The 21,398-nt window shown below is 64.5% G+C and carries 21 protein-coding genes and 3 tRNA genes; 19 read left to right on the top strand and 5 right to left on the bottom strand.

The genetic code is table 11. The features are described from left to right. Window positions 1-31 precede the first annotated feature (31 nt). Window positions 32-1,474 (bottom strand): NCS2 family permease, encoded by a 1,443-nt coding sequence (locus AC1DJB_RS14670; protein ID WP_059388467.1) that lies wholly within the window; start codon window positions 1,472-1,474, stop codon window positions 32-34. Between the two features lie 114 nt (window positions 1,475-1,588). Here AC1DJB_RS14670 and AC1DJB_RS14665 point away from each other — a divergent pair, with 114 nt between their 5' ends. Beyond that, window positions 1,589-2,287: a copper resistance CopC family protein gene (locus AC1DJB_RS14665; RefSeq protein ID WP_441437766.1), complete on the top strand. Its 699-nt coding sequence runs from the start codon at window positions 1,589-1,591 to the stop codon at window positions 2,285-2,287. Here AC1DJB_RS14665 and AC1DJB_RS14660 read toward each other — a convergent pair. Further along, window positions 2,284-2,952 carry an NAD(P)/FAD-dependent oxidoreductase gene (locus AC1DJB_RS14660; RefSeq protein WP_059388469.1) on the bottom strand — a complete coding sequence of 223 codons (669 nt, stop codon included), beginning with the start codon at window positions 2,950-2,952 and terminating at the stop codon, window positions 2,284-2,286. The genes AC1DJB_RS14665 and AC1DJB_RS14660 overlap by 4 nt on opposite strands. Before the next feature lie 397 nt (window positions 2,953-3,349). Between AC1DJB_RS14660 and AC1DJB_RS14655 the strand changes: the two genes are divergently transcribed. Both AC1DJB_RS14655 and AC1DJB_RS14650 read left to right on the top strand, forming a co-directional pair. Beyond that, on the top strand, window positions 3,350-4,402 hold the full coding sequence (locus AC1DJB_RS14655; protein WP_284991875.1) for a universal stress protein: 1,053 nt from the start codon (window positions 3,350-3,352) through the stop codon (window positions 4,400-4,402). Window positions 4,403-4,444: 42 nt separating this feature from the next. Beyond that, complete coding sequence (locus AC1DJB_RS14650) at window positions 4,445-7,183, top strand: PEP/pyruvate-binding domain-containing protein (RefSeq protein WP_441437778.1); 2,739 nt, start codon at window positions 4,445-4,447, stop codon at window positions 7,181-7,183. Window position 7,184: 1 nt separating this feature from the next. Here the strand turns inward: AC1DJB_RS14650 and AC1DJB_RS14645 are convergent, their stop codons facing one another. Further along, window positions 7,185-7,694: a metallopeptidase family protein gene (locus AC1DJB_RS14645; RefSeq protein WP_284991873.1), complete on the bottom strand. Its 510-nt coding sequence runs from the start codon at window positions 7,692-7,694 to the stop codon at window positions 7,185-7,187. Window positions 7,695-7,853: 159 nt separating this feature from the next. On the opposite strand from AC1DJB_RS14645, the gene AC1DJB_RS14640 reads away from it, so the two are divergent. Both AC1DJB_RS14640 and AC1DJB_RS14635 read left to right on the top strand, forming a co-directional pair. Then, the gene (locus tag AC1DJB_RS14640) at window positions 7,854-8,906 is read left to right on the top strand and encodes a LacI family DNA-binding transcriptional regulator (RefSeq protein ID WP_441437767.1); all 1,053 of its coding nucleotides are present in this window, start codon (window positions 7,854-7,856) and stop codon (window positions 8,904-8,906) included. A 48-nt stretch (window positions 8,907-8,954) separates the two neighbouring features. Continuing rightward, a complete protein-coding gene (locus AC1DJB_RS14635) occupies window positions 8,955-9,875 on the top strand; it encodes a carbohydrate kinase family protein (protein ID WP_284991870.1) in 921 nt (306 codons plus the stop codon). A 57-nt stretch (window positions 9,876-9,932) separates the two neighbouring features. On the opposite strand, the gene AC1DJB_RS14630 is transcribed toward AC1DJB_RS14635, so the two are convergent. After that, window positions 9,933-10,856 (bottom strand): DMT family transporter, encoded by a 924-nt coding sequence (locus tag AC1DJB_RS14630; protein ID WP_284991869.1) that lies wholly within the window; start codon window positions 10,854-10,856, stop codon window positions 9,933-9,935. A gap of 275 nt (window positions 10,857-11,131) precedes the next feature. On the opposite strand from AC1DJB_RS14630, the gene AC1DJB_RS14625 reads away from it, so the two are divergent. The 9 genes from AC1DJB_RS14625 (at window position 11,132) to AC1DJB_RS14585 (ending at window position 14,568) form a co-directional block, all read left to right on the top strand. Beyond that, window positions 11,132-11,204: transfer RNA gene (locus AC1DJB_RS14625), tRNA-Glu, on the top strand. Window positions 11,205-11,304: 100 nt separating this feature from the next. After that, window positions 11,305-11,378 (top strand) — tRNA-Asp (locus AC1DJB_RS14620). Window positions 11,379-11,428: 50 nt separating this feature from the next. Further along, window positions 11,429-11,504 (top strand) — tRNA-Phe (locus tag AC1DJB_RS14615). A 217-nt stretch (window positions 11,505-11,721) separates the two neighbouring features. Further along, window positions 11,722-12,195 carry an Asp23/Gls24 family envelope stress response protein gene (locus tag AC1DJB_RS14610; protein WP_441433169.1) on the top strand — a complete coding sequence of 158 codons (474 nt, stop codon included), beginning with the start codon at window positions 11,722-11,724 and terminating at the stop codon, window positions 12,193-12,195. After that, a complete protein-coding gene (locus tag AC1DJB_RS14605) occupies window positions 12,192-12,383 on the top strand; it encodes a DUF2273 domain-containing protein (RefSeq protein WP_059388473.1) in 192 nt (63 codons plus the stop codon). The genes AC1DJB_RS14610 and AC1DJB_RS14605 overlap by 4 nt, the downstream gene beginning before the upstream one ends. Beyond that, window positions 12,380-12,763 carry a hypothetical protein gene (locus tag AC1DJB_RS14600; protein ID WP_059388474.1) on the top strand — a complete coding sequence of 128 codons (384 nt, stop codon included), beginning with the start codon at window positions 12,380-12,382 and terminating at the stop codon, window positions 12,761-12,763. Before AC1DJB_RS14605 ends, AC1DJB_RS14600 begins: the two co-directional genes overlap by 4 nt. Continuing rightward, complete coding sequence (locus AC1DJB_RS14595) at window positions 12,760-13,455, top strand: hypothetical protein (RefSeq protein ID WP_332602502.1); 696 nt, start codon at window positions 12,760-12,762, stop codon at window positions 13,453-13,455. The genes AC1DJB_RS14600 and AC1DJB_RS14595 overlap by 4 nt, the downstream gene beginning before the upstream one ends. Then, window positions 13,452-14,063: a hypothetical protein gene (locus AC1DJB_RS14590; protein ID WP_284991866.1), complete on the top strand. Its 612-nt coding sequence runs from the start codon at window positions 13,452-13,454 to the stop codon at window positions 14,061-14,063. The genes AC1DJB_RS14595 and AC1DJB_RS14590 overlap by 4 nt, the downstream gene beginning before the upstream one ends. Window positions 14,064-14,262: 199 nt before the next feature. Then, window positions 14,263-14,568 (top strand): hypothetical protein, encoded by a 306-nt coding sequence (locus tag AC1DJB_RS14585; protein ID WP_306964078.1) that lies wholly within the window; start codon window positions 14,263-14,265, stop codon window positions 14,566-14,568. 120 nt (window positions 14,569-14,688) lie between these two features. Here AC1DJB_RS14585 and AC1DJB_RS14580 read toward each other — a convergent pair whose 3' ends face one another. Beyond that, on the bottom strand, window positions 14,689-16,437 hold the full coding sequence (locus tag AC1DJB_RS14580; RefSeq protein WP_441433198.1) for a glycoside hydrolase family 13 protein: 1,749 nt from the start codon (window positions 16,435-16,437) through the stop codon (window positions 14,689-14,691). 239 nt (window positions 16,438-16,676) lie between these two features. Here AC1DJB_RS14580 and AC1DJB_RS14575 point away from each other — a divergent pair, with 239 nt between their 5' ends. The 5 genes from AC1DJB_RS14575 (at window position 16,677) to AC1DJB_RS14555 (ending at window position 21,386) form a co-directional block, all read left to right on the top strand. Then, window positions 16,677-17,957: an ABC transporter substrate-binding protein gene (locus tag AC1DJB_RS14575; RefSeq protein WP_059388478.1), complete on the top strand. Its 1,281-nt coding sequence runs from the start codon at window positions 16,677-16,679 to the stop codon at window positions 17,955-17,957. Between the two features lie 87 nt (window positions 17,958-18,044). After that, complete coding sequence (locus tag AC1DJB_RS14570; RefSeq protein ID WP_059388479.1) at window positions 18,045-19,067, top strand: carbohydrate ABC transporter permease; 1,023 nt, start codon at window positions 18,045-18,047, stop codon at window positions 19,065-19,067. Next, entirely contained in the window at window positions 19,064-19,939 is an 876-nt protein-coding gene (locus AC1DJB_RS14565; protein ID WP_059388480.1) for a carbohydrate ABC transporter permease, read from the top strand. The genes AC1DJB_RS14570 and AC1DJB_RS14565 overlap by 4 nt, the downstream gene beginning before the upstream one ends. Then, entirely contained in the window at window positions 19,936-20,208 is a 273-nt protein-coding gene (locus tag AC1DJB_RS14560; protein ID WP_253257252.1) for a hypothetical protein, read from the top strand. The genes AC1DJB_RS14565 and AC1DJB_RS14560 overlap by 4 nt, the downstream gene beginning before the upstream one ends. 119 nt (window positions 20,209-20,327) lie before the next feature. Further along, complete coding sequence (locus AC1DJB_RS14555; protein ID WP_307052896.1) at window positions 20,328-21,386, top strand: LacI family DNA-binding transcriptional regulator; 1,059 nt, start codon at window positions 20,328-20,330, stop codon at window positions 21,384-21,386. Window positions 21,387-21,398: the final 12 nt, after the last annotated feature.

Genomic DNA, 21,398 nt, shown 5'->3' with positions numbered 1-21,398 from the left:
GGGCGGAGGGTGTCCGGTATTCCGGAAAGGCCTATTTGACTCCCAGGATTTCCTCGACGGGACCGATCCCGAAGAACAACAGGAACGCAGCGGCCACGGCCCACATGAGCGGATGGACTTCGCGGGCCCTGCCCTGGAACGTGCGGATGAGTGCGAAGGAGATGAACCCGGCGCCCAGGCCGTTCGCGATCGAGTAGGTGAACGGCATGAGGGCCATGGTCAGGAACGCGGGAATGCCGACTCCCCAGTCCTGCCAGTGGATCTTGCCCACCTGGGACACCATCATGAAGCCCACCACCACCAGGGCGGGGGCGACGGCCTCGAACGGGACCAGGTTGATGAGCGGGGTGAAGAACATGGCCACGAGGAACAGCAGGCCGGTCACGATCGACGCCAAGCCGGTGCGGGCACCCTCGCCGATGCCGGCGCCGGATTCCACGAAAATCTGGTTGGAGGACACGGACGAGCCGCCGCCGATGATCGCGCCGAGCGCGTCCACCTGCAGGACGCGGTCCACGTTGGGGATGTTCCCGTGCTTGTCGATGTTTCCTGCTTCCCTCGCCAAGCCCACCATGGTGCCCATGGCGTCGAAGAAGATACTGAGCAGGATCACGAACGCCAGCAGGGTGGCAGCGATGATGCCAAGGTGCTGGAATGCGCCGAAGGGGTTCGCCTTGCCAATGAGGGACAGGTCCGGAGCGGCCCACTCGGTGAACTTGGGCGCCACCAGGGACCAGCCGCGGGGATTGTAGGTTTTGCCGTCGAAACTCGGGCCGATGTGCAGGGTGAACTCCAGGATGGCGGCCAGGGCCGTGGAGACGATGATGCCGATCAGGATGGCGCCACGCACCTTGCGGACCACCAAGGCGATGGTCAGGACGAGTCCGACGACGAACACCAGGGTCGGCCAGCCCAGCAGCTTCCCGTCGACGCCGAGGCCCAGGGGGACCGTGGTGCCGGCGGCGTCCGGGATGCGGCGCACGAAGCCGGCATTGACGAGGCCGATCAGCGCGATGAAGAGGCCGATGCCCACCACGATCGCGGTTTTCAGGGCCTCAGGGACGGCTTTGAACACCGCGGTGCGGAAACCGGTGAGCACCAGAATCAGCATGGTGAGGCCCGAGAGCATCACGAGGCCCATCATGTCCGGCCATGTCAGGCCGGGGTGTGAGGCAATGGTGACTGCCACGAAGGCGTTGACGCCCAGCCCGGTAGCGATGGCGAAGGGGTGCTTGGCCCAGGCTCCCATGAGGATCGTCAGGATGCCGGCGACGAAGGCGGTGGTGGCGGCGACGGCGGCGAAGCCAAGTGAAGCGCCACTCGAGTCCGCCCCGGAGAGGATCAAAGGATTGAGCACCACGATGTAGCTCATGGCAAAGAACGTCGCGAAGCCGCCTCGGATTTCTCGCGAGTAGTTGGATCCGCGTTCCGAAATCTTGAAGTAGCGGTCGATGGCTGAGCCCTGCTTGAGCATGGAAGTCTCCGGGGATCGGGGAAGTGTGCTCTCAAATCCTATGCCCGCGGCTTCGGCACTCCCGCGAATTCGCCTAGTCTGTAAGGAATCCAACACCAAGGGAGTTATTCGCTCATGCGCCCTATCCGCCAGTTGCTGGCCGTCGTCGTCGCTGCCACGGCGGTTCTTTTCTCTGCCGCCCTGTTCTCGGCGGCACCCGCCTTCGCGCACGATGTAGCCGAGTCAACGTCACCGGCCAACGGCTCAACGGTTGCCAGCGTCCCGGACTCCGTGTCCATCACGTTCAACAACCGGCCGCTCCTGCTCGGCTCGCAGATCCGGGTGAACGACGCCTCAGGGCAGAACTGGGCAGATGGTTCCGTCGAGATTGTGGACGCCGTGGTGTCGCAAAAGCTGCGGCCTGGCGCGCCCGCCGGCGCATTCACCGTCATCTGGCGCGTCGTCAGTTCGGATTCGCACCCCATTGAAGGCACCTTCACGTTCACCGCCAAGGCAGGAAGTACGACGGCGGGCGGCGGCTCCGCGAGCACTGCACCTTCGGCGGAGGTACCCACCGCCGGCACCGCAGCCCCTGGTTCGACCACGACGCCCGAAAAGGTGCCCGACGCGTCCCAGCCGTTCCCCTGGAGCATTGTGATCTTCGCCGTGGTGGCTGCGGGCCTGCTGGTCTTCCTCGGCATCACCGCACGACGCCGGCTGGCAGGCGTGGGTTCCGATGATCCTGACGATTCCGGCGATTCCGGGGACGCTGATGACGCTGGCGATGAAGAGGACGCCGAGGTTGAGCCCGGCAGCCCGGAGAAGAAGCCCTAGGCCAGGGCGGGAACAGCTGCAAAGGTGCCCGTGAGCGCCCCGTGGACGCTGTCCGGGTAGACCTTGGCGGAAATCGCCTGGCCCACCACCTTGGCTTGGCGCAGGACTTCCTTCGGTGTGGGTGTGGCAAGTTCGCCGACCCCAACCAAGTACATTCCGATCGCCCGCATGGCCGCGACGAGGTTCTGGCCGATGGCGAAGCCGAGCTCGGCAAGCATTCGCCGCAACTGGCTCTGTCCACAACGGGTGACAACGACGTGGTCGGCCAAAAGCACTCCGTTGGCCGTGTGAACGGCCCATTGGTACGAGGCGACGCCCGAGGACCCTGAAACTACCGATCCGGAAATCACGGACCCCGCGGCAGCTTCGTCCAGGCGATCGAGCCGGACAGCACGCGTGGTGCTCCGTACGTCGAGCCCGTGACTGGTTGCGTAGTTGCGCAGGTGCCGCAGGATTTCGCTGCGCTCCTGGAGGCACGCGGCGTCGGCGGCGTCGCAACGCTGCAGGATGCCGGTGTTGAGCGGCTGCAAAGGTCCGGGGACGTACATTCCGTCCACCACGATGGCATCCACGCCGTAGCGGCTGAGTTCGCTGGCCACGGCCAGGCCGGGCATGCCGGCACCGATGACCACGGTGGTGGTGCGTTCCGTACTCGCAGCAGGCATGGTTGACACAGCTTGGCTCCTCTTTGAAGGTGCGTTGCCGAGGCAACAGCGGGGTGGCGTCCGGGTCCCCAAGCGGTCGCGAATGATGGCCGTTGATGTGTTGAAAAACACGATCCCCGGTCACCAGTGCCTCGAACATTACAGAAGAAATCGCGTGGTGGATAGCCCCGGCATCGGCATGTCCGACGATGCGTTTTTCGAGCCCCGATTCGGCGGATTTCCACGCCCTCGGCGGGGTTTCCACATACGCTTGTTCCGGCTTGATTCGGCCCTTGCAAACGAGAATAGTGAGCATTGGAGACCGCAACTCACGGCAGTCAAGCGAGAAACACGTTGTGGGCGCGGCCTCTGGCAGAATAGCCGCAACATCAGCCAGCAGTGCGAGGAGGCAGGCCCCATGGACCAGCACGGCAAACACTCTGAGAGCCATCAACCAGAGACCGAAGGCAACGGAGAGGAACCCTCCATTGCCCCCGGCGGAATTGTAGTGGGCGTTGACGGCAGCGAACACGGCCAATGCGCCCTCGTTTGGGCCGCCCGCGAGGCTGAACGCAGGCAGCTGCCCTTGCATGTGGTCACGGCCTACTCCGTGCCGATCTTCGCGGCTTCAGGGCTCGACGGCGGCTACGCGACAGTGGATGACTCCGTGATCCGGGACGGCGCCGAGGCGATCGTCAAGCAAGCCCTGGAGAAGGTCTCCGGCTACGCCATCGACGTCGATGGCTCGGTGGAGAACGGAGATGCCGCCGGCGTGCTGCTCGATCTGTCCGAAACGGCCGAACTCCTGGTCTTCGGCACCCGGGGACGCGGCGGCTTTGTCGGCAGGCTCCTGGGCTCCGTGAGCAGTGCCCTGCCGGCGCACTCCAAATGCCCCACCGTGACGGTCCCACTCTTCTGCGCGGACCGGCTGGGTGAAACCACGGAGGACAAGCACATCAAGGCCGAGCGCGCGAAGTCCGGCTCCCGCGTTGTCGAGAATGTGGTCGCAGTCGGCGTGGACGGCTCGGAACAGGCGCGCGTTGCCGTCCTGGAGGCCGCGGAGCAGGCTCAACGCATGGGCGCCAAGCTGCGCGTCATCTGCGCCGTACCCGAATACAGCGGCTCCTTGGCGTGGGTTCCGGCACCCCTGGACCGGGAGGCACTCTTCAAGGACATCAGGATCCAGTTGGACGCAGGCTTGGCGTGGCTCAAGAGCCACTTCCCCAAGCTTCCGGCGGAAACCCAACTGCTCGATGGTTCGCCAGTGGAAGTCCTCGTGGAAGTGAGCCGCAGCGTCGAACTCGTGGTGCTGGGCACGCGCGGGCGGGGAGGCTTCGCAGGAATGCTCCTCGGATCGACGTCGGATGGAGTCCTGCACCATGCCAAAGGACCCGTGCTGGTTGTTCCAGACCGCGAGGACCCCAGGCTGGCGGACCGCGCCAACTTCGGTCCCATGCTCGGCGCCGCATAACAGGCAAGCCCAAGGACCGGTGGACGCAGGCAGACGGTAATGATGGAGCACGCAGAGCCCAGGGAGGCATCGCGCTTGATCGTCGAGCTGCGCCGGATCCGGGCAACCATGCTTCCAGAGGTCGGCGGCAAGGCGGCCAATCTCGGCGAGCTGATCTGGGCGGGACTTCCGGTCCCGCCCGGGTTTTGCCTGACCACCGAGGCCTACCGGCGCGCATTGCAGCCGGATGGAAGCCCCGAGCCAGCCGTCCGGGACATTCTCCGTGGCCTTGAGGCCGTGGAACCCGGCGACCTTGAGGGGCTCGCTTCCCTCGCGGCCCGCGCCAGGGAAACAGTGCTCGACGCCGGGATCCCGGCCGACGTCGAGGGCGCCGTTCGCTCGGCCTACTCCGCGCTTGGCCCGGATGTCCCTGTGGCCGTCAGGTCCTCTGCCACCGCCGAGGACCTGCCCTTTGCCAGTTTCGCGGGACAGCAGGACACCTACCTGAATGTCGTCGGGGCAGATGCCGTCCTGCAGGCCGTCCGGAAGTGCTGGGCTTCCCTGTGGACGGACCGGGCGGTCAGCTACCGGGCAAGCAACGGGATCGACCACGCCACGGTGACGCTCGCCGTCGTCGTCCAACGGATGGTGGACGCTGAGGCCGCAGGGGTGTTGTTCACCGCCAATCCGGTGACCGGGCGCCGCCGCGAGGCGGTCATCGACGCCAATCCCGGGCTCGGTGAGGCCGTGGTCTCCGGCGCCGTGAATCCGGACCACTTTGTGGTGGATTCGCTCACCGGCAGGATCACGGAACGACGGATCGGGGACCGGAAGCTGGTGATTCGCTCCGTTCCCGGCGGCGGGACCGAAAGGCTCGACGCCGAGCCTCGGGCCGAAGGCGGAACCGCGCGGGGTGCCTGCCTTGCCGACTCCCAGATCAGGGCGCTCGCGGTCCTCGGCCAGCGCGTCGAGGAGCACTACGGAGCACCGCAGGACACTGAATGGGCCATCGACGGCGACGGCAAACTGTGGCTCACCCAAGCGCGCCCCATCACCACGCTCTACCCGCAAATGACCCGGCAACCAGCAGTCCCCGGTCCCCACGCGTACCTTTGCTTCAGCCTCGCCCAAGGCCTCACCCGCCCCCTCACTCCCATGGGACTCGCGGGCATCAGGCTCATGGGGTCCTCGGTGGCCGGCGCGGCGGGATTCCGGGTTCCCGAACCGCGGGACGGGCCTTCGCCCTACTACGAGGCGGGGCAGCGGATCTATTTTGACCTCACTTCGGTGCTCAGGAGCAGGGCCGGGCGCGCCATCGTGCCCAGGATTTTCGACGTCATGGAAGCACGTTCGGCGTCCATCATGCGTGCCCTGTTCGAGGACCCGCGTTTCGCCGTCACCAGCAAGACGCCTTTCAAACTGCTCAGGCACGTTGGCCCGATCGTGCTCCGCTTCCACCTTCCGGAGACGCTGTTGCGTGCTCTCTTTCGGCCGGACGTTGCCCTTGGCAAGGTGGAACAGCTGGACGGGAACCTGAAGGCCACGCATGAAGTCCCCACCAATGCCACCCCTCGTGAAAAACTGGACCACGCCGAGCGGATACTGCGCACGGAATTGTTCCCCATACTGCCCAATATCCTGCCCCCGGTAGCGCTCGGCTTCGCGATGATGGGGCTGGTACGGAAGCTGCTTGGAGAACAGGCTTCCTGGGGTGAGCTCCAAACCATCATCCGCGGCCTGCCCAACAACGTCACCACCGAAATGGACCTTGCGCTGTGGCGGCTCTCGGCCAGTATCCGTGACGATCCCGCTTCCGCGGTGGCGTTTACCGGTGGCGATCCCGCTGCGCTCGCGGAGAGCTACCGCGATGGCAAGCTGCCGGTCGTCGCGCAATCGGGATTGGCCTCGTTCCTGCGCGACTACGGGCACCGGGCCATCGCGGAAATCGACCTGGGCATGCCCCGCTGGTCCGACGACCCCACCCACATCATCGGAGTCCTGGTCAATTACCTTCGCCTCGATGATCCCCGCCTGGCGCCGGACAAACAGTTCGAAAAAGCAGCCCGCGACGCCGAGGAACAAGCCGCCGTGCTGGTGGCCCGTGCGCGGTCCAAGAGTCCGCTCCACGCCAGGATCGTGAAAATGGCACTCGAACGGACACGCATGTTTGCCGGGCTCCGTGAACTTCCCAAGTACCACCTCGTGCGGGGCTTCGCCGCGGTCCGAGCACAGGTTGCGGAAGCAGGGGAGGCCTTGGCGGAAGCGGGAATCATCGACGATGCCAGCGACGTCTTCTTCCTGGATTTCAACGACGCCCGCCGCGGCTTGGACGGCAAGGATCTCCACGAGCTCGTGGCGCAGCGCCGCGAAGCCTATGAGCTTGAACTCAAGCGCCGCCACGTGCCACGCGTGCTGCTCTCCGACGGCACCGAGCCGGAAGCGCTGCCAGCCGGTCTCCTGAGCGGCGCGACGGGGGCACCGGCGTCGGACGGCATGCTGTTGGGAACCCCGGCTTCGGCGGGAACTGTGACGGCGGTGGCAAGGGTGATCATGGACCCGGTGGGCGCGCATCTTGAACCCGGAGAAATCCTGGTGGCGCCCTCGACGGATCCCGGCTGGACGCCCCTCTTCCTGACCGCCGGGGGACTCGTGATGGAGATGGGCGGTCCCAACTCGCATGGCGCCGTCGTGGCTCGTGAGTACGGGATTCCGGCAATCGTGGGCGTCCCGGATGCCACGTCCCGGATCAGCACAGGACAGACGATCACGGTGGATGGCGCCGCGGGGACGGTGGCTTTCTAGCCTATCCCCAGCCGAGTTCGTGCAAACGGTCGTCGCCGATGCCGAAGTGGTGGGCGATCTCATGGATCACCGTGATGGCCACTTCGTCGATTACTTCCTGGCGGGATCCGCAGATATCCAGGATCGGCTGACGGAAAATGGTGATCCGGTCCGGGAGGGAACCGGCATCCCACCAAGAATCCCGTTCCGTCAACGGCACGCCCTCATACAGGCCCAGGAGTACGGTGTCCGGTTCGTCTCCAGGCTGCGGGATGTAGTCGTCCTCGATGAAGACGGCCACGTTGTCCATGGCCCGGGCAGCTTTGTCCGGGATGAGGAGCAATGCATCGCTGACGGCTGCCTCGAAGTCTTCCGGCGACATACTGAACGGAACGGTACTGGCCGCCGCGGCGTCAGCGCCAATCCCGGGACCCCCGGATCCGGGGCCGGGGAGCGGAGAGGAAATGCGCTGGCCGCCAGGGGCATCGCCGTCGGGAACAATCGGCAGGCCGGGAGGTAAATTCGCGGGCATGATCCGACTCTAGTCCGCGGCGCGGTCGTTGACGCCGGATGTGATGACAGCTACAGTTTTCCGGGCTGGTAATTCGTATAACCCAGCCCAGGTTAAGCCCAGCCAGTCGTGCGGATCCTGTGACAAGCACCCCGGAGTTCCCAGTAGACAGGCCAGCCCATGACCCGCCCCGGCAACCGCTCAGGCACGACGATGAACGACGTCGCTGCCGCTGCCGGTGTTTCCCAGGCCACGGTTTCCTTGGTGCTCAATGACGCCGCAGGAACCAGGTTCTCTGATGAAACCCGACGCCGGGTCCATGCCGCCGCCAACGAACTGGGGTATCGGACCAACGCCCACGCCAAAGTGCTCCGCGACGGCGTTGCCGGGATGATCGGCTTCGTCGGCGACTTCGTGGCCACGGCGCCATTCGCGGGCAAGATCATCGAGGGCGCCCAAGCCCGGGCTTGGGAGGCCGGACTGCTCCTCCTGACCGTCAACACCGGCGGCGACAAGGCCCTCGAGGCCGCTTCGCTGGAGACCATGCTGTCCTACAAGGTGGCCGGAGTGGTCTACGCCGCCATGTACCACCGGGTCCTTGACGTGCCGGACGTCCTGGCCGAGGTGCCCGCCGTCGTGCTCAATTCGCGCGACCGGTCCGGGCGGTTCCCGAGCATCGCCCCGCAAGAGGAGCTGGGCGGCTACACCGCCACCAAACGCCTGGTGGACGCGGGTCACCGGCGTATCGCGATGATCAACATCGGCGCGGTGGACGGCGAGCTGCCTGCCGCCGTCGGACGCCATGCGGGCTATCTCCGGGCACTCAAGGAGGCCGGCCTCGACGCCGACCCACTGCTCCACAAGATCGGCGACGGGCATGAATCCGGCGGATTCGACAATGCCCTGGCGCTCATGACCGGTCCTCAGCCACCCACTGCCATCTTCTGCGCCAACGACCGCACCGCCTGGGGCAGCTACCAGGCGCTGGCCCAACTCGGATTATCGATCCCGCGCGATGTGTCGCTGGTGGGTTTCGACAACCAGGAAACGCTTGCCCCGCACTTGCGGCCCGGACTGACCACGCTGGAACTGCCTTTCCTTGAGATGGGCCGGCGCGCCATCGAACTGCTGCTGGCCGGCGCGGAACGTGATGGCAGTACCGAATACTTTGAATGTCCCCTGGTCGAACGCCATTCCGTGGCGGCGCCCCCGAAAACCACCATTAGCCCCTGAAATTTGCTAGCAGCCAGTGAAACTCCCCAACCAAGGAACAGGAAACGCATGAACCACTCGCACCTTGCGTCCGAGCCGCTCGACGTCGTCGTGGTCGGCGAAGCGCTCATCGACATCGTCAACTCGCCTGGAGGCCAGACCGAATACCCGGGCGGCTCGCCTGCGAATGTCGCCTACGGCCTCGGGCGGCTCGATGTGAAAGCAGGGCTGCTGACCGCCGTCGGGCGCGACTCCCGGGGCGAGTCCATCGCGGCCCACCTGGCAAGCGCCGGTGTGGTTGTCCTTCCGGGCTCGCAATCGCTCGCGAAGACCGCGACGGCGACTGCGGAGATCGCCGCGGACGGTTCGGCCAAGTACACCTTCGACATCGAGTGGAACCTGGGCCCCGCCGCACTCCCTTACGCGCCAAAGGTGCTCCACACGGGCTCGATCGCCACGTTCCTCGAGCCCGGCGCGGCTAACGTCAGGACGCTCCTGGAGCAGGCCCAGGGCGGGTGCATCGTCACCTACGACCCCAACATCCGCACCGACCTCCTGGGCAGCCACAGCGAGGCCCTCCGCATTTTCGAGGAGCTCGTACCGCTGACCAGCGTGGTGAAGCTCAGCGACGACGACGCGTTCTGGCTCTACCCCGGCAAGTCCTTGGAAGAGACTGCAACACACATCCTGGGCCTCGGTGCGGGCCTGGCCGTCGTCACCCGAGGTGCCCAGGGTTCCTTGATGGCGACGCCGCACACCCAGTTGACGGTTCCGGCGGTGACCTCGGTGGTGGCGGACACCATTGGCGCCGGCGATTCCTACATGTCTGCGCTGATCCTCGGGCTGCTGCTGCGCGGTAGCCAAGGGCTCGCGCCCACGGTTCTCGAACGCATCGGACAGACCGCCTCCATGGCCGCGTCCATTACCGTGGGGCGTCCGGGAGCCAATCCGCCCACGCACCGCGAGCTTCTCGCCGGGATGGCAAGGTAGCCGCGGCGGAGGTGCGACGGCGGTGCGGCGCACCTTGGCGCCGGGCCGCCCGGCTTCTTAGCGGGGGGTGATCCCGCGGGAACGGCGCCGCGTCAACCCGACGCCCACAAGGCAGATGACGCCGCCCACAAGGCCCCAGATGGTGGGGATTTCCTTGAGGACCGCCCAGGAAATCAGGATCGTGGTGCCCGGAACCAGGTACGTCGTGGCGGCGAGTTTCCCGGCCTCGATGAGGGACAGTGCGTAGGCCCATGTGGTGAAAGCGATGGCGGTGGGGAAAATTCCGAGGTACACCAAGCCGAGGGTGGCCGGAAGGGGTGCGGCCTGCACTTCGGCCACTAGTTGGCCGGCCCACGGCAGGCAGCACACGGCGCCCACCATGATGCCAAACCAGGTGGCCTGTGCAGCGGAGAACGTGCGCAGCACCGGCTTCTGGACAATCACGCTCACCGCGGCGAGCACAGCGGCAAGGAGACACAACAGCACTCCGGCGACATCCGCCGTCGAGCGCTGTCCCGAACCGAGCGCGATCAGCGCAACGCCGCCGAACGCCACGAGGCTGCCGATGATCAGCCAGCGCGGAAAGCCTTCTTTCAGGATCACGCCGGCCAGGACGGCGATCAGGATCGGCGAGACGTTGATGAGCATGGCGCTGGTTCCGGCATCGAGCATGTGCTCGGCGGCGTTCAGGGCGAGGTTGTAACCTGCGAACCACATGACGCCGTAGGCGAGGATGGGCAGCCATTCGCGTCCTTTGGGCCAGCGCTTGAGCCTGGGCAGGGCGACAGTGCCGAGCGCGACGGCGGCAACCACCAGCCGTCCGAGGGTCAAGGAACCGGGGGAGAAGCTGGGTCCCACGGCCCGGATGCCCACGAAGGCGGACGCCCAGAGGACAACGGTGACGATGACGGCGGCAATGCCGAGCTTACTGATGGTCCGGGAGGGTGTGGTCGCCGAAGAGATTGGTGTGCTTGTGGCCATGGTGCCAATCTAGCCCGGGAGCAGCTGGACGGACTGGCGGAATTCGGACGTCTTTCAACAAGAAACCGCCAACCCTGGCACGGCGGTTTTGAGCGGTGGCTTGAGACTGGCGCTGCGTCCGGATTGCGTCCTGGTTTGAGACCCCGTTTGCGTTCCGCGCTGCGCGATTTGGGAATATCCCTGAGTATGCTCTAAAGTTTTAGAGTCCAGTTCGGACGAGCGAGAAGCGGTAAACGCATAGCGTTGTTGACCGTCGCGAATTCGGATTGTTCCAGGCCCCCATCGTCTAGCGGCCTAGGACACCGCCCTTTCACGGCGGCGGCACGGGTTCGAATCCCGTTGGGGGTACGCAAGGAACTGGTCAAGCCGGGCTGAAAAGTCTGGTAGGCTGGAAGCCTTGAAAAAAGCGGTAGAGATGCCGCAATCGTAGTAGAGATACTGCAAGCAAGGCCCTGTAGCGCAGTTGGTTAGCGCGCCGCCCTGTCACGGCGGAGGTCGCGGGTTCAAGTCCCGTCAGGGTCGCTCTGATTGCCGGAAGAAGTTCCGGCAATCATGGTGACATTGTCACCTAAGGCTCTGTAGCTCAGTTGGTAGAGCGTTCGACTGAAAATCGAAAGGTCACCGGATCGACGCCGGTCGGAGCCACCACTGGGAAGCGTCAGTTCTTCGGAACTGGCGCTTTTCTTCATTTAAGCTGCGATGGAAATGCCTGGGTTTATTCGATTTCTGCCTAAAGGGCGGACATTTCAGCGCGCGTGCGCCATTTACGGCAATGATCCAGCAGAATCTCATGGCGACGGCCGGCTTGTCTCCGCCTTGTCTTGGCCAAGCGCTAGGGTGGTACTCAAGAGAAGGGGAGGGCTAAATGGACCAGCAGGAAAGCTACACCGCGCCTGAACCGGAAGCCGTTGGGGCTCCGGTATCCGAGGACCGGCAAACGGTGGCAGGAAGTGGCCGCACAGTGATCTCGGATTCCGCTGTCGCCAAGGTTGCCGGCATTGCCGCCAGGGCTGTTCCGGGCGTCTATTCCCTCGGCTCGGCTCCTTCCCGCGCCCTCGGAGCCATCCGCGATGCCGTTGGTAGCCAGGACCATGCCGCAGGCGTCCGCGCCGAGGTCGGAGAAACCCAAGTGGCCGTGGACCTCAATCTTGTGGCCGTCTACGGATACCCTTTGCATGATGTCGCCAACCAGGTCCGCGCGGCCGTCTATCGTGCCGTCGAATCGTTGGTGGGCCTGGAGGTCATTGAGGTCAACGTTGAGATCAACGACGTCTACGTTGCTCCGCCCATCAAAGCCGGAACAAGAGGCGCATTATCGGAAAGGGAGCCACTCCAGTGAACTTGACCGTTGTCGGAATCGGGATCGGCGCCTTCGTGGCGTTCATGGCCTTCCAATTCGGGCTGTGGGGTTTCATCATCGCGCTTCTCTTCATGGGCATCGGTGCGCTTCTGGGCCGCGCCGCGGACGGAAAGCTTGACCTGCGCAGCGTGCTGGATGCCCTCACCGGCCGCCGCTCGTCGTCATGAGTTCCACGGCTGAGGCTGTGCAGCCCGCCGTGAATCTGGCTGGCCACAACCGAATCAGCACCCAGGCGCTCACCACCTTGGCCCAGGCAGCCGCCGCGGAAGCGCTTGGAGTCTCGTCGCAGGATGTTCGCGCCGAATGGTCGGACGACGACGGCCTGCTGGCACTCTCGATTGTCGCCCCGATCAGTGTGCCCTCGCTGACGGACGTCCTCAGGGACCCCCTGCGGGTAGCAGGATACGGTGGAACGGTCTGGGACCGTGCCGTAGCTGCCAAGACGGCCATTCTTGAGCGTGTCACCCAGCTCAGCGGTTCCACCTTGAGCCGCGTGGATATCCGGATCAGCGGCGCACGCGTCAGCGAAGGAGTCCGCGTCCGATGAGCCACGCCCAGACCCCGCACGTCCGGCGCAGCCACCCGGACACTGCGCCGACTCAGACGGCCGAAGGCGACACCCCCGGTGTCTACACGCCCGGGACCCCAGGCAACGGCGACCGGATCGACGTCGGACTCCAGCGCATCCTCAAGCGTGAGACCCGCTCGTCCCGCGCTGGAATGGCGGCGCTGGCCGCGGCGCTCGTGATCGCGGCCTGTCTCTATGCCCTCCTCGAATCCGCGCTGCGTGCCATTGGTCAACCACCGTGGCTCATCGATCCGCAAACAGCGGCCGAACGGCTGACGGCCCTTCCCGGAGGGATTTCCCCCTTGCTGCTTGGTGCCCTGGGCGGGGTCGTGGCCATGGTGGGCCTGATGTTCTTCTTGAACGCAGTCCTGCCCGGCCGAAAGTCCCGTCACTTGCTTGAGGATCCTCGGGCCGGAGTGGTGGTGGACGACGAGGTCATCGCTTCGGCGCTGGCCAGGGCCGCCCGGACGGCAGCGAACGTCACCCAGGAGCAGGTCATGGTGGTGGTTTCGCAGAGGCTGGTTGTGGTCAACGTCCGGCCAACCTCGGGCGTGCCGTTGCACGAGGAACGGATCCTTGCCGCCGTCGAGGATGAACTTCAAAGGATGGCCCCTTCGCCCATGCCTTCAGTCCGGGTCAATGTCGCCGCTTCCGGGGTGATCGGGGCATGAACGGTACTCCGCACGTCCTCAACCGCATCCTGATCGGCATCCTTGGCCTGAAACTATTGGCCATCGGCATTCTCCTGATACTGCTCGCCACTGTCCCCGCCGTCGGAAGTTGGTGGCAAAGCTGGTCCACCGGGCTCTGGGAACACGCCAAGTACCTCTCTGAGCAGACCCGCATTCCAGGGCGTGAGGAAAGCTGGCTTTGGGTGGCCGCAGCTGCGGTGCTTGTTGTGCTGATCGTGCTCATGGTGTCCTGGGTGTCGCAGCAAGGCAAGGGCCGCGCCAACCTCATCGTGTCGGAGTACGACGACGCTCAGACTGCCGGGGACGTCAACATCGGCGGGAACCTTGCCGAGCAGGCGCTCAAGGCGGCCCTTGCGGAACGTACGGATCTTGCGGGCGTGACGGTGGCAACCTACGAGGTCAACGGTCGTCCCGGGCTCCGGGTCAGGGTCCAGCCCCGTCAAGGCGTTTCCCCGCACGCACTCGCCGCGGATGTCTCCCGGCTCGTGGAGGCGCTGGACATTGTGGTGGGACGCCGGACTCCCGTCTTGATCCATATCGGGGCCGGCGCACGGACCAGGTTCAGCAAGGCCGAGCGCGTTCGTTGAACTGACACGCGACCGTTGTTAATCGGATGGCTATGTTACCTCGCAGGCGTTTTGCGTTGCAGAGGTATCTGCAGGGCCATAGTTTGAAGGGTAGGGGGAACTCTTCCCTTTGGTTGGGCTTGCCCGGCCGGCACTGGACCTTGGGTCCGTAGTCAAGCCGATGGACCAAAACACTTGGGCCAGGAACAAGGAGAAAACCATGAGCGAAGAAGTCAACAACATCAAGCAAAGCGCCGAAGCCGCGGCTGAACAGGCCAAGCACGTCGCAGGTGACGCCGCGGAGCACGTCAAGGAATTTGCCGGTGAGGCGGTCGGGAACGCGAAGGAATTTGCCGGTGACGCCGCGGAGCACGTCAAGGAGTTCCTGTCGGGTGACGTGGCTGAGAAGGCCAAGGACCTCGCGGGGGATGTTGCCGGGAACGCCAAGGAAATCGTGGGCGACGTGGCTGAGAACGCCAAGGGCCTCGGCTCGAAGATCGCCGGTTTCTTCAAGGGCGGCAAGTAGGCTCCACGCCAAGACGACGCCTTCCTGACCTTCTTTGGTTAGAGAACGGGGCCGACACGCACAACTTGCTGCGTGTCGGCCCCGTTTCCGTGCCAAAGAAGGTCGGGAAGGGAAGGGGCCCTACTTCGCCACGAGGTATGCCCCGCTGTTCGGGGCAATCGAGGCCCCGCCCGAGTCGCCATCGCTGGAGAGTTCCACCCGGAGCCCGGCCGGCACGGGGAGGGCGGCAGTACCCATGTTGACTACAACCAGCACGTCACTGTTGTGGAAGGCCAGGACTCCGTTGGCGGGATCGTGCTCCTCGGCCCACTGGAACGTGCCTGAGCCCAGGCGGTGCGAGCGGCGGAAAGCCAGGACCGAGCGGTACAGCTCGAGGGTGGAGCCCACGACGCCGGACTGGACGTCCGCCGCCAGCTCGCCGAACGCTTCGGGCTGGGGTAGCCAGGGCGCTCCCGGCTCTCCGCCGGCAGCCGCGGCGCCGCCCGTACCGGACGATACACTCTCCGAGAACCCGAAGCCGGGTGCCTCGGACTTCCAGGGCAGCGGTACGCGGCACCCATCGCGGCCGCGCTCTACGCCCTTGGTACGGAAGAATGACGGATCTTGGCGAGCATCGGCCGGCAGGGACGTGTGCTCCGGGAGGCCGAGTTCCTCACCCTGGTACAAATAGGCCGAGCCCGGCAGGGCGAAAGACACCATGGAGGCCGCCCGTGCCCGGGCCAGGCCCAGGACGGCGTCGGGTTGTTCGTCTTCCGCCGCGATTCCCTTGGGGAACGTGGTGGGATCTCCCAGCCCGAAGCGGCTGGGGTGCCGGACGGTGTCGTGGTTGCTCAGGACCCAGGTGGAGGGCGCTTCGACGGATCCCGCCGCGTCCAGGGAAGACTCGATTGCCACTGCCATGCGCTCCGCGTCCCAGCCCGCCAGGAGAAAATCGAAGTTGAAGGCCTGCTGCATTTCATCCTTGCGGACGTACCGGGCCAATCGCTCCGCGGGCTCTACCCAGGCCTCGGCAACCAGCATGCGGTCCCCGTCGTACTCGGCGAGGACTCTGTGCCATTCGCGGTAGATCTCGTGGACCCCGTCCTGGTCGAAGAAGGGCGACGGCGGGTCCAGCGGCGGCTTGACCTTGTGCTCGACGGCGGTCGCGACGGGCCCCGCAGCGGGCACGGCTCCGGCAGCGATGTGGGGGTGTGCGGTGTGCGGTTCGACGGCTTCGCTGTGGGCGCCCGGTGCGGACAGGCCACCTTCGACCATGGCGGCAGAGCCTTCCCAGTCCGGCAAGCCGGCTTCTTTGACCAGGCCGTGGGCAACGTCCACCCGGAAGCCGTCAACTCCGCGGTCCAGCCAGAAGCGCAGCACCGAGCGCATCTCCTCGTGGACTTCTGGGTTCTCCCAGTTGAGGTCGGGCTGCTTCGTGTCGAAAAGGTGTAGGTACCACTCGCCGGGAGTACCGTCGTCGTTCGTCAGGCGCGTCCACGCGGGGCCGCCGAAGATGGATTTCCAATTGTTCGGGGCCAGGGCCCCATCCCCGGAGCCCGCTTTGGAGTCTTTGCCCGGGTGGAACATGTAACGCTCACGCTCGGGGGAGCCGGGGGCTGCGGCGAGGGCTTCGCGGAACCAGGCGTGCTCGTCCGAGGTGTGGTTGGGCACGAGGTCGACGATCACCTTGATGCCCAGGCTGTGTGCTTTCTCCAGCATTGCGTCGAAGTCGTCCAGCGTGCCGAAGAGGGGGTCCACGGCCCGGTAGTCCGCTACGTCGTATCCGGCATCAGCCTGCGGTGACTTGTAGAACGGGGAGAGCCACACGGCATCAACGCCCAATTCTTGCAGATAGGGCAGTTTCGCGGTGACCCCGGCAAGGTCGCCCATTCCGTCGCCGTTGGCATCGGCGAACGAGCGCGGATAAATCTGGTAGACGACGGCGCTTGCCCACCACGCGGAATTGTTGGAACCGGGGGTTGGGATCGGGGAGTGCGGCACTGGATTCCTCTCGATGACATATTTTTGTGTAAACGCTTGCATTACTACCCGGAAGCTTACTAATGTGAGGCTCACCACATCAACCGCACAGCGGAAATACCTGGTCCACTCACTGAGGAGTTCCCAGCATGAACACACGCAAGTACCTTTTGCCGGCCGCTGTTGCCGGCGTGCTAGCCATGTCCCTGTCCGCCTGTGGTGGCGGCGGTGGCGGCGGCACAGCCTCAAGCGGCGGCGATGCCGCAGCGAACCTCGACGGACGCGGTCCAATCACCTACGTCCAGGGCAAAGACAACAGCAACGTTGTCCGCCCGCTCGTCGATAAGTGGAATGCGGCGCACCCGGACCAGAAGGTCACTTTCAAGGAGCAGTCCGACCAGGCGGACCAGCAACACGACGATTTGGTCCAGAACTTCCAGGCAAAGAACGTCAATTACGACGTCGTTGACGTGGACGTCATCTGGACCGCCGAGTTTGCAGCGAAGGGTTGGCTGCAGCCGCTCACGGACAAGATGAGCATCGATACCTCAAAGATGCTGCCCGCCACGGTCAAGACGGCGACCTACAACAACACGCTCTTCGCGGCACCCCAGACCTCGGACGGCGGCATCCTCTACTACCGCAAGGACCTGGTGCCCACCCCGCCCAAGACCTGGGACGAGATGATGAGCATGTGCTCCATCGCGAAGTCGAACGGCATCGACTGCTACGCAGGACAGTTCGCCAAGTATGAAGGCCTCACCGTGAACGCGGCTGAAGCCATCAACTCGGCCGGCGGCACGATCGTTGGCGACGACGGCAAGTCCACCGTGACCTCGGCGGCGGCGAAGGCCGGCCTCAACAACCTGGTCACCGCCTACAAGAGCGGAAACATCCCCACGCAAGGCGTGACCTACCAGGAAGAACAGGGCCGGCAGTCCTTCGAAGACGGCAAGCTCCTCTTCCTGCGCAACTGGCCCTACGTCTACAACCTCGCCAAGACGGACGGTTCGTCCAAGGTGAAGGACACCTTCGGCATGGCTCCGCTCCCGGGTAAGAGCGGCCCCGGCGCCTCTTCCCTCGGTGGACACAACCTCGCCGTCAGCGTCTACTCGGCGCACAAGGCAACGGCCAAGGACTTCCTGACCTTCATGACAAGTGAAGAGACTGAAAAGTTCTACGCAACGCAGGGCTCGCTGGCCCCGGTGCTCGCTTCCTTGTACGACGACCCGACCCTGGTCCAGCAGCTGCCGTACCTTCCGGTGCTGAAGACCTCGATCTCGAATGCCGTGCCGCGCCCGGTCACGCCGTTCTACCCGGCTGTCACCAAAGCCATCCAGGACAACGCCTACGCTGCCATCAAGGGTGACAAGTCCGTCGATCAAGCAATGACGGATATGGACACGGCCATCAACTCGGCCAGCCAATAGCGACACCTCCAGTGAACCCCGGGCGGCCGGCGCTTTACGCGTACGGCCGCCCGGGGGGCACGCCATCAATTTCCGGAAGGAGGGGAAATGTCCACCCTTGCGCAACCTAAGCGGGCGCCAGAGACACCAAGCCCCAAAACCAAAAAAGTTCAAAAAGAAGTAGGACAGGACCGGGCGGCCACGTCTCAAGGCCGCTGGGCGTTCTGGTTGATTTCCCCCGCCCTGGTATTGCTTGCCGTTGTCATCGTGTACCCGGTGGTCAACGCGATTATCATGGCGTTCCAGAAGGACCAGGGCCTTGACCCGGTCACCAAGGTCTTCGTCCAGGGCGGACCCGCGGGCTTCGATAACTTTGTCCACTGGTTGGCCCAGCAATGTGGCTCTGCTGCCTGTGCTCCTGGCACCCTCGGCGCCCAATTCTGGAGCGCGGTCGGAACTACGTTCTTCTTCACGGCGGTCACCGTTGTCCTGGAGACTGTCCTCGGGTTCTGGATGGCCGTCATCATGGCCCGGACGTTCCGCGGCCGCAGCGCCCTTCGTGCTGCAGTCCTAGTTCCGTGGGCCATTCCAACGGCCGTGACCGCGAAACTGTGGTTCTTCATCTTCGCTTTCGACGGAATCGCCAACAAGCTCTTTGGTACCGCAATCCTATGGACAGGCAGCGAATGGCCGGCCCGCTGGGCGATCATCATTTCAGACGTTTGGAAGACGACGCCGTTCATGGCCCTGCTGATCTTGGCTGGCCTGCAGATCATCCCGGCCGAAGTGTACGAAGCCGCGAAGGTGGACGGCGCCTCGGCTTGGCAGCGCTTCACCCAGATCACCCTGCCGCTGGTGAAGCCGGCACTCATGGTGGCTGTCCTGTTCCGTGTCCTTGACGCACTGCGCATGTACGACCTCCCGGCCATCATGACCCAGGGCTCGAACGGCACAACAACGTTGTCCATTTTGGTTGTTGACCAGATCCGTCAGGGATTCAACTCAGCAGCGGCGTTGTCAACTATCACGTTCTTGATCATCTTCCTCGTTGCGTTCATCTTCGTTCGTTTCCTGGGAGCCAACGCAGTCGCCTCAGCCACACCCAAGACCACCAAGGGGCAGGACAAATGACCGCCGTGAGCATTGACTCCGCGCCTAAGACAGCTGCCCGGCGGCGGGAACGCTGGGCGAGCGGGCGCACGTACATCAGCGCAGGGCTCATCTTCATCTGGTGCCTGATTCCCTTTTACTGGATGATCGTGACCGCGTTCCGCGACGTTGGATATACCTTCGATTCGACGCCTTTCTTCACCCACGTCACCTGGGACAACTTCAACACGGTGTTCTCCGAAAGCCTGGGCAACCACTTCGGCCGGAACCTGTTGAACTCGCTCTTCGTGGCAGGGGTAACCACCGTTGTCGCCCTGCTTTTCGGGGTTTTCGCGGCATATGCCTTGTCCAGGCTTGAATTCCGCTTCAAGTTCCTGGTCCTCGGCTTTGTCCTCGGGGCCTCGATGTTCCCGGGTGTGGCCTTGGTGACTCCGTTGTTCCAGCTGTTCACGAACATCGGCTGGTACGGCACATATCAGGCGCTGATCATTCCGAACATCTCGTTTGTTCTCCCCCTGACGGTTTACACCCTGACGTCCTTTTTCCGGGAAATGCCGTGGGAGCTGGAGGAATCAGCCCGGATTGATGGCTGCACGCAGGGCCAGGCATTCCGCAAGGTGATCATGCCGCTCGCTGCGCCGGCTGTTTTCACCACCGCCATCCTGGCGTTCATCGCTTCGTGGAACGAGTTCCTCATCGCGAGCCAGCTGTCCAATGACCAGACGAAGACCGTCACGGTCGCAATCGCCTACTTCGCCGGTGCCCAGGCCCACCAGGAGCCGTACACCGCCGTCATGGCAGCCGGAACGGTTGTGACGATTCCACTGGTGATCCTTGTGCTGGTCTTCCAGCGCAAGATCGTGGCGGGCCTGACAGCCGGCGCCGTCAAATGACGCAAACTCCCGATTCGGCCGGGCCGTCCATCGGCGGCCCGGCCAAGGAGCAGCACTCGCGGGTGAAATCGGCGGAAGATTTCGACCTCGTGATAGGTTTTCTCGGCTTCTGGGCCTTGGTCCTGCTGGTCATCACTGTGGCCGCCGAACTCACGGCCCAGCCCGCACTGGGCTGGGCCCTGGGCCTCCTGGCAGTGCTGCTGGCCTTGTGGGGGATGCTTCGGCTTCGCCGGCGGCTCCCGGCACGGACATCCAGGCGCATCACGTGAGCAGCGAGCCGAAATAAGTAGCGCGGAATCGGCGGAGGACAGCCAGGCGGAATACGCTGGTTATCTGCCGTCTGGGAAGGAACCCCCGGCTTCCGCACGGATTCCTTGAGGGGGCTTGAGTGGCGAAAACGAGTGAACGGTCCCAGCGTGGCGGCCACGCAGGAGCCAGCATTGAGGATGTCGCACAGGCCGCTGGCGTTTCCACCGCCACCGTTTCCCGCGCAGTGCGCGGCCTTCCCCGGGTATCTCCTGCTACCCGGGAGAAGATCCTCAGGGTCGCGGGAGAACTTGGGTATGTGGCGTCGTCGTCTGCTTCGGGACTGGCCACGGGACGTACCAGGACGATCGGTGTCCTGGCCCCCTACGTGGACCGTTGGTTCTTCTTCAAGGCCATCGAGGGCGTGGACCGTGAGCTCCACGCCCGCGGTTACAACCTGTCCCTGTTCAACTTGGGCGGCCAGCGCGGAGCGCGGGAACGGCTCTTCAGCAAGACGATGGTCTACAAGCAGATCGATGCGCTCCTGGTCCTTTGTATGTCCCTGACGCCTGAGGAAATTGCCGATCTCCAAAGGATCGAAATCCCCTTGGTCATTGTCGGCGGTCCAGTGGAGGATTGCCCCAGCATCGGGATCGACGATTACGCCGCCTCGGTGGAAGCCACCATGCATCTGTTGAACCTCGGGCATCGGGAGATCGCGCTGCTCCACGGCCAGGACGATTCCGACCTGAACTTCACCGTGCCGCGGCTGCGCGTTGACGGCTTCACGGATGCCATGACGAGCGCGGGCTTCTCGATGCCGCCGGAATGGGACATCTTCGGAAACTTCACTGTGGGCAGTGGCCAGGAAGCCTTCGACGAGCTCTGGAGCAAACCTGGACCCAAGCCGACAGCGATCTTCTGTGCCTCAGATGAAATGGCCATGGGGGCCATGTTGCAGGCACGCCGTCGTGGCGTCCGCGTACCGGAAGAATTGTCCATCATCGGCATCGACAACCATGAATTCGCCGAGGCCATGGGGCTGACAACCGTAGCCCAGGACCCCGTGGAACAAGGCCAATTGGGCACGCGCATGCTGTTGGACGAATTGGCCGGGGCCACAGGTTCCGTGCGGTCAATGAAAGCAGCCCACCGGCTGATCGTGCGGGAAACCACCGCCCCGCCGCGGCCCGAAAGCTAGGAACCCCAAAAG

This window comes from Arthrobacter sp. 01T428, assembly GCF_056398685.1.
Note: the sequence above shows the minus strand (reverse complement) of the source record. Positions and strands in the feature narration are given on the sequence as shown.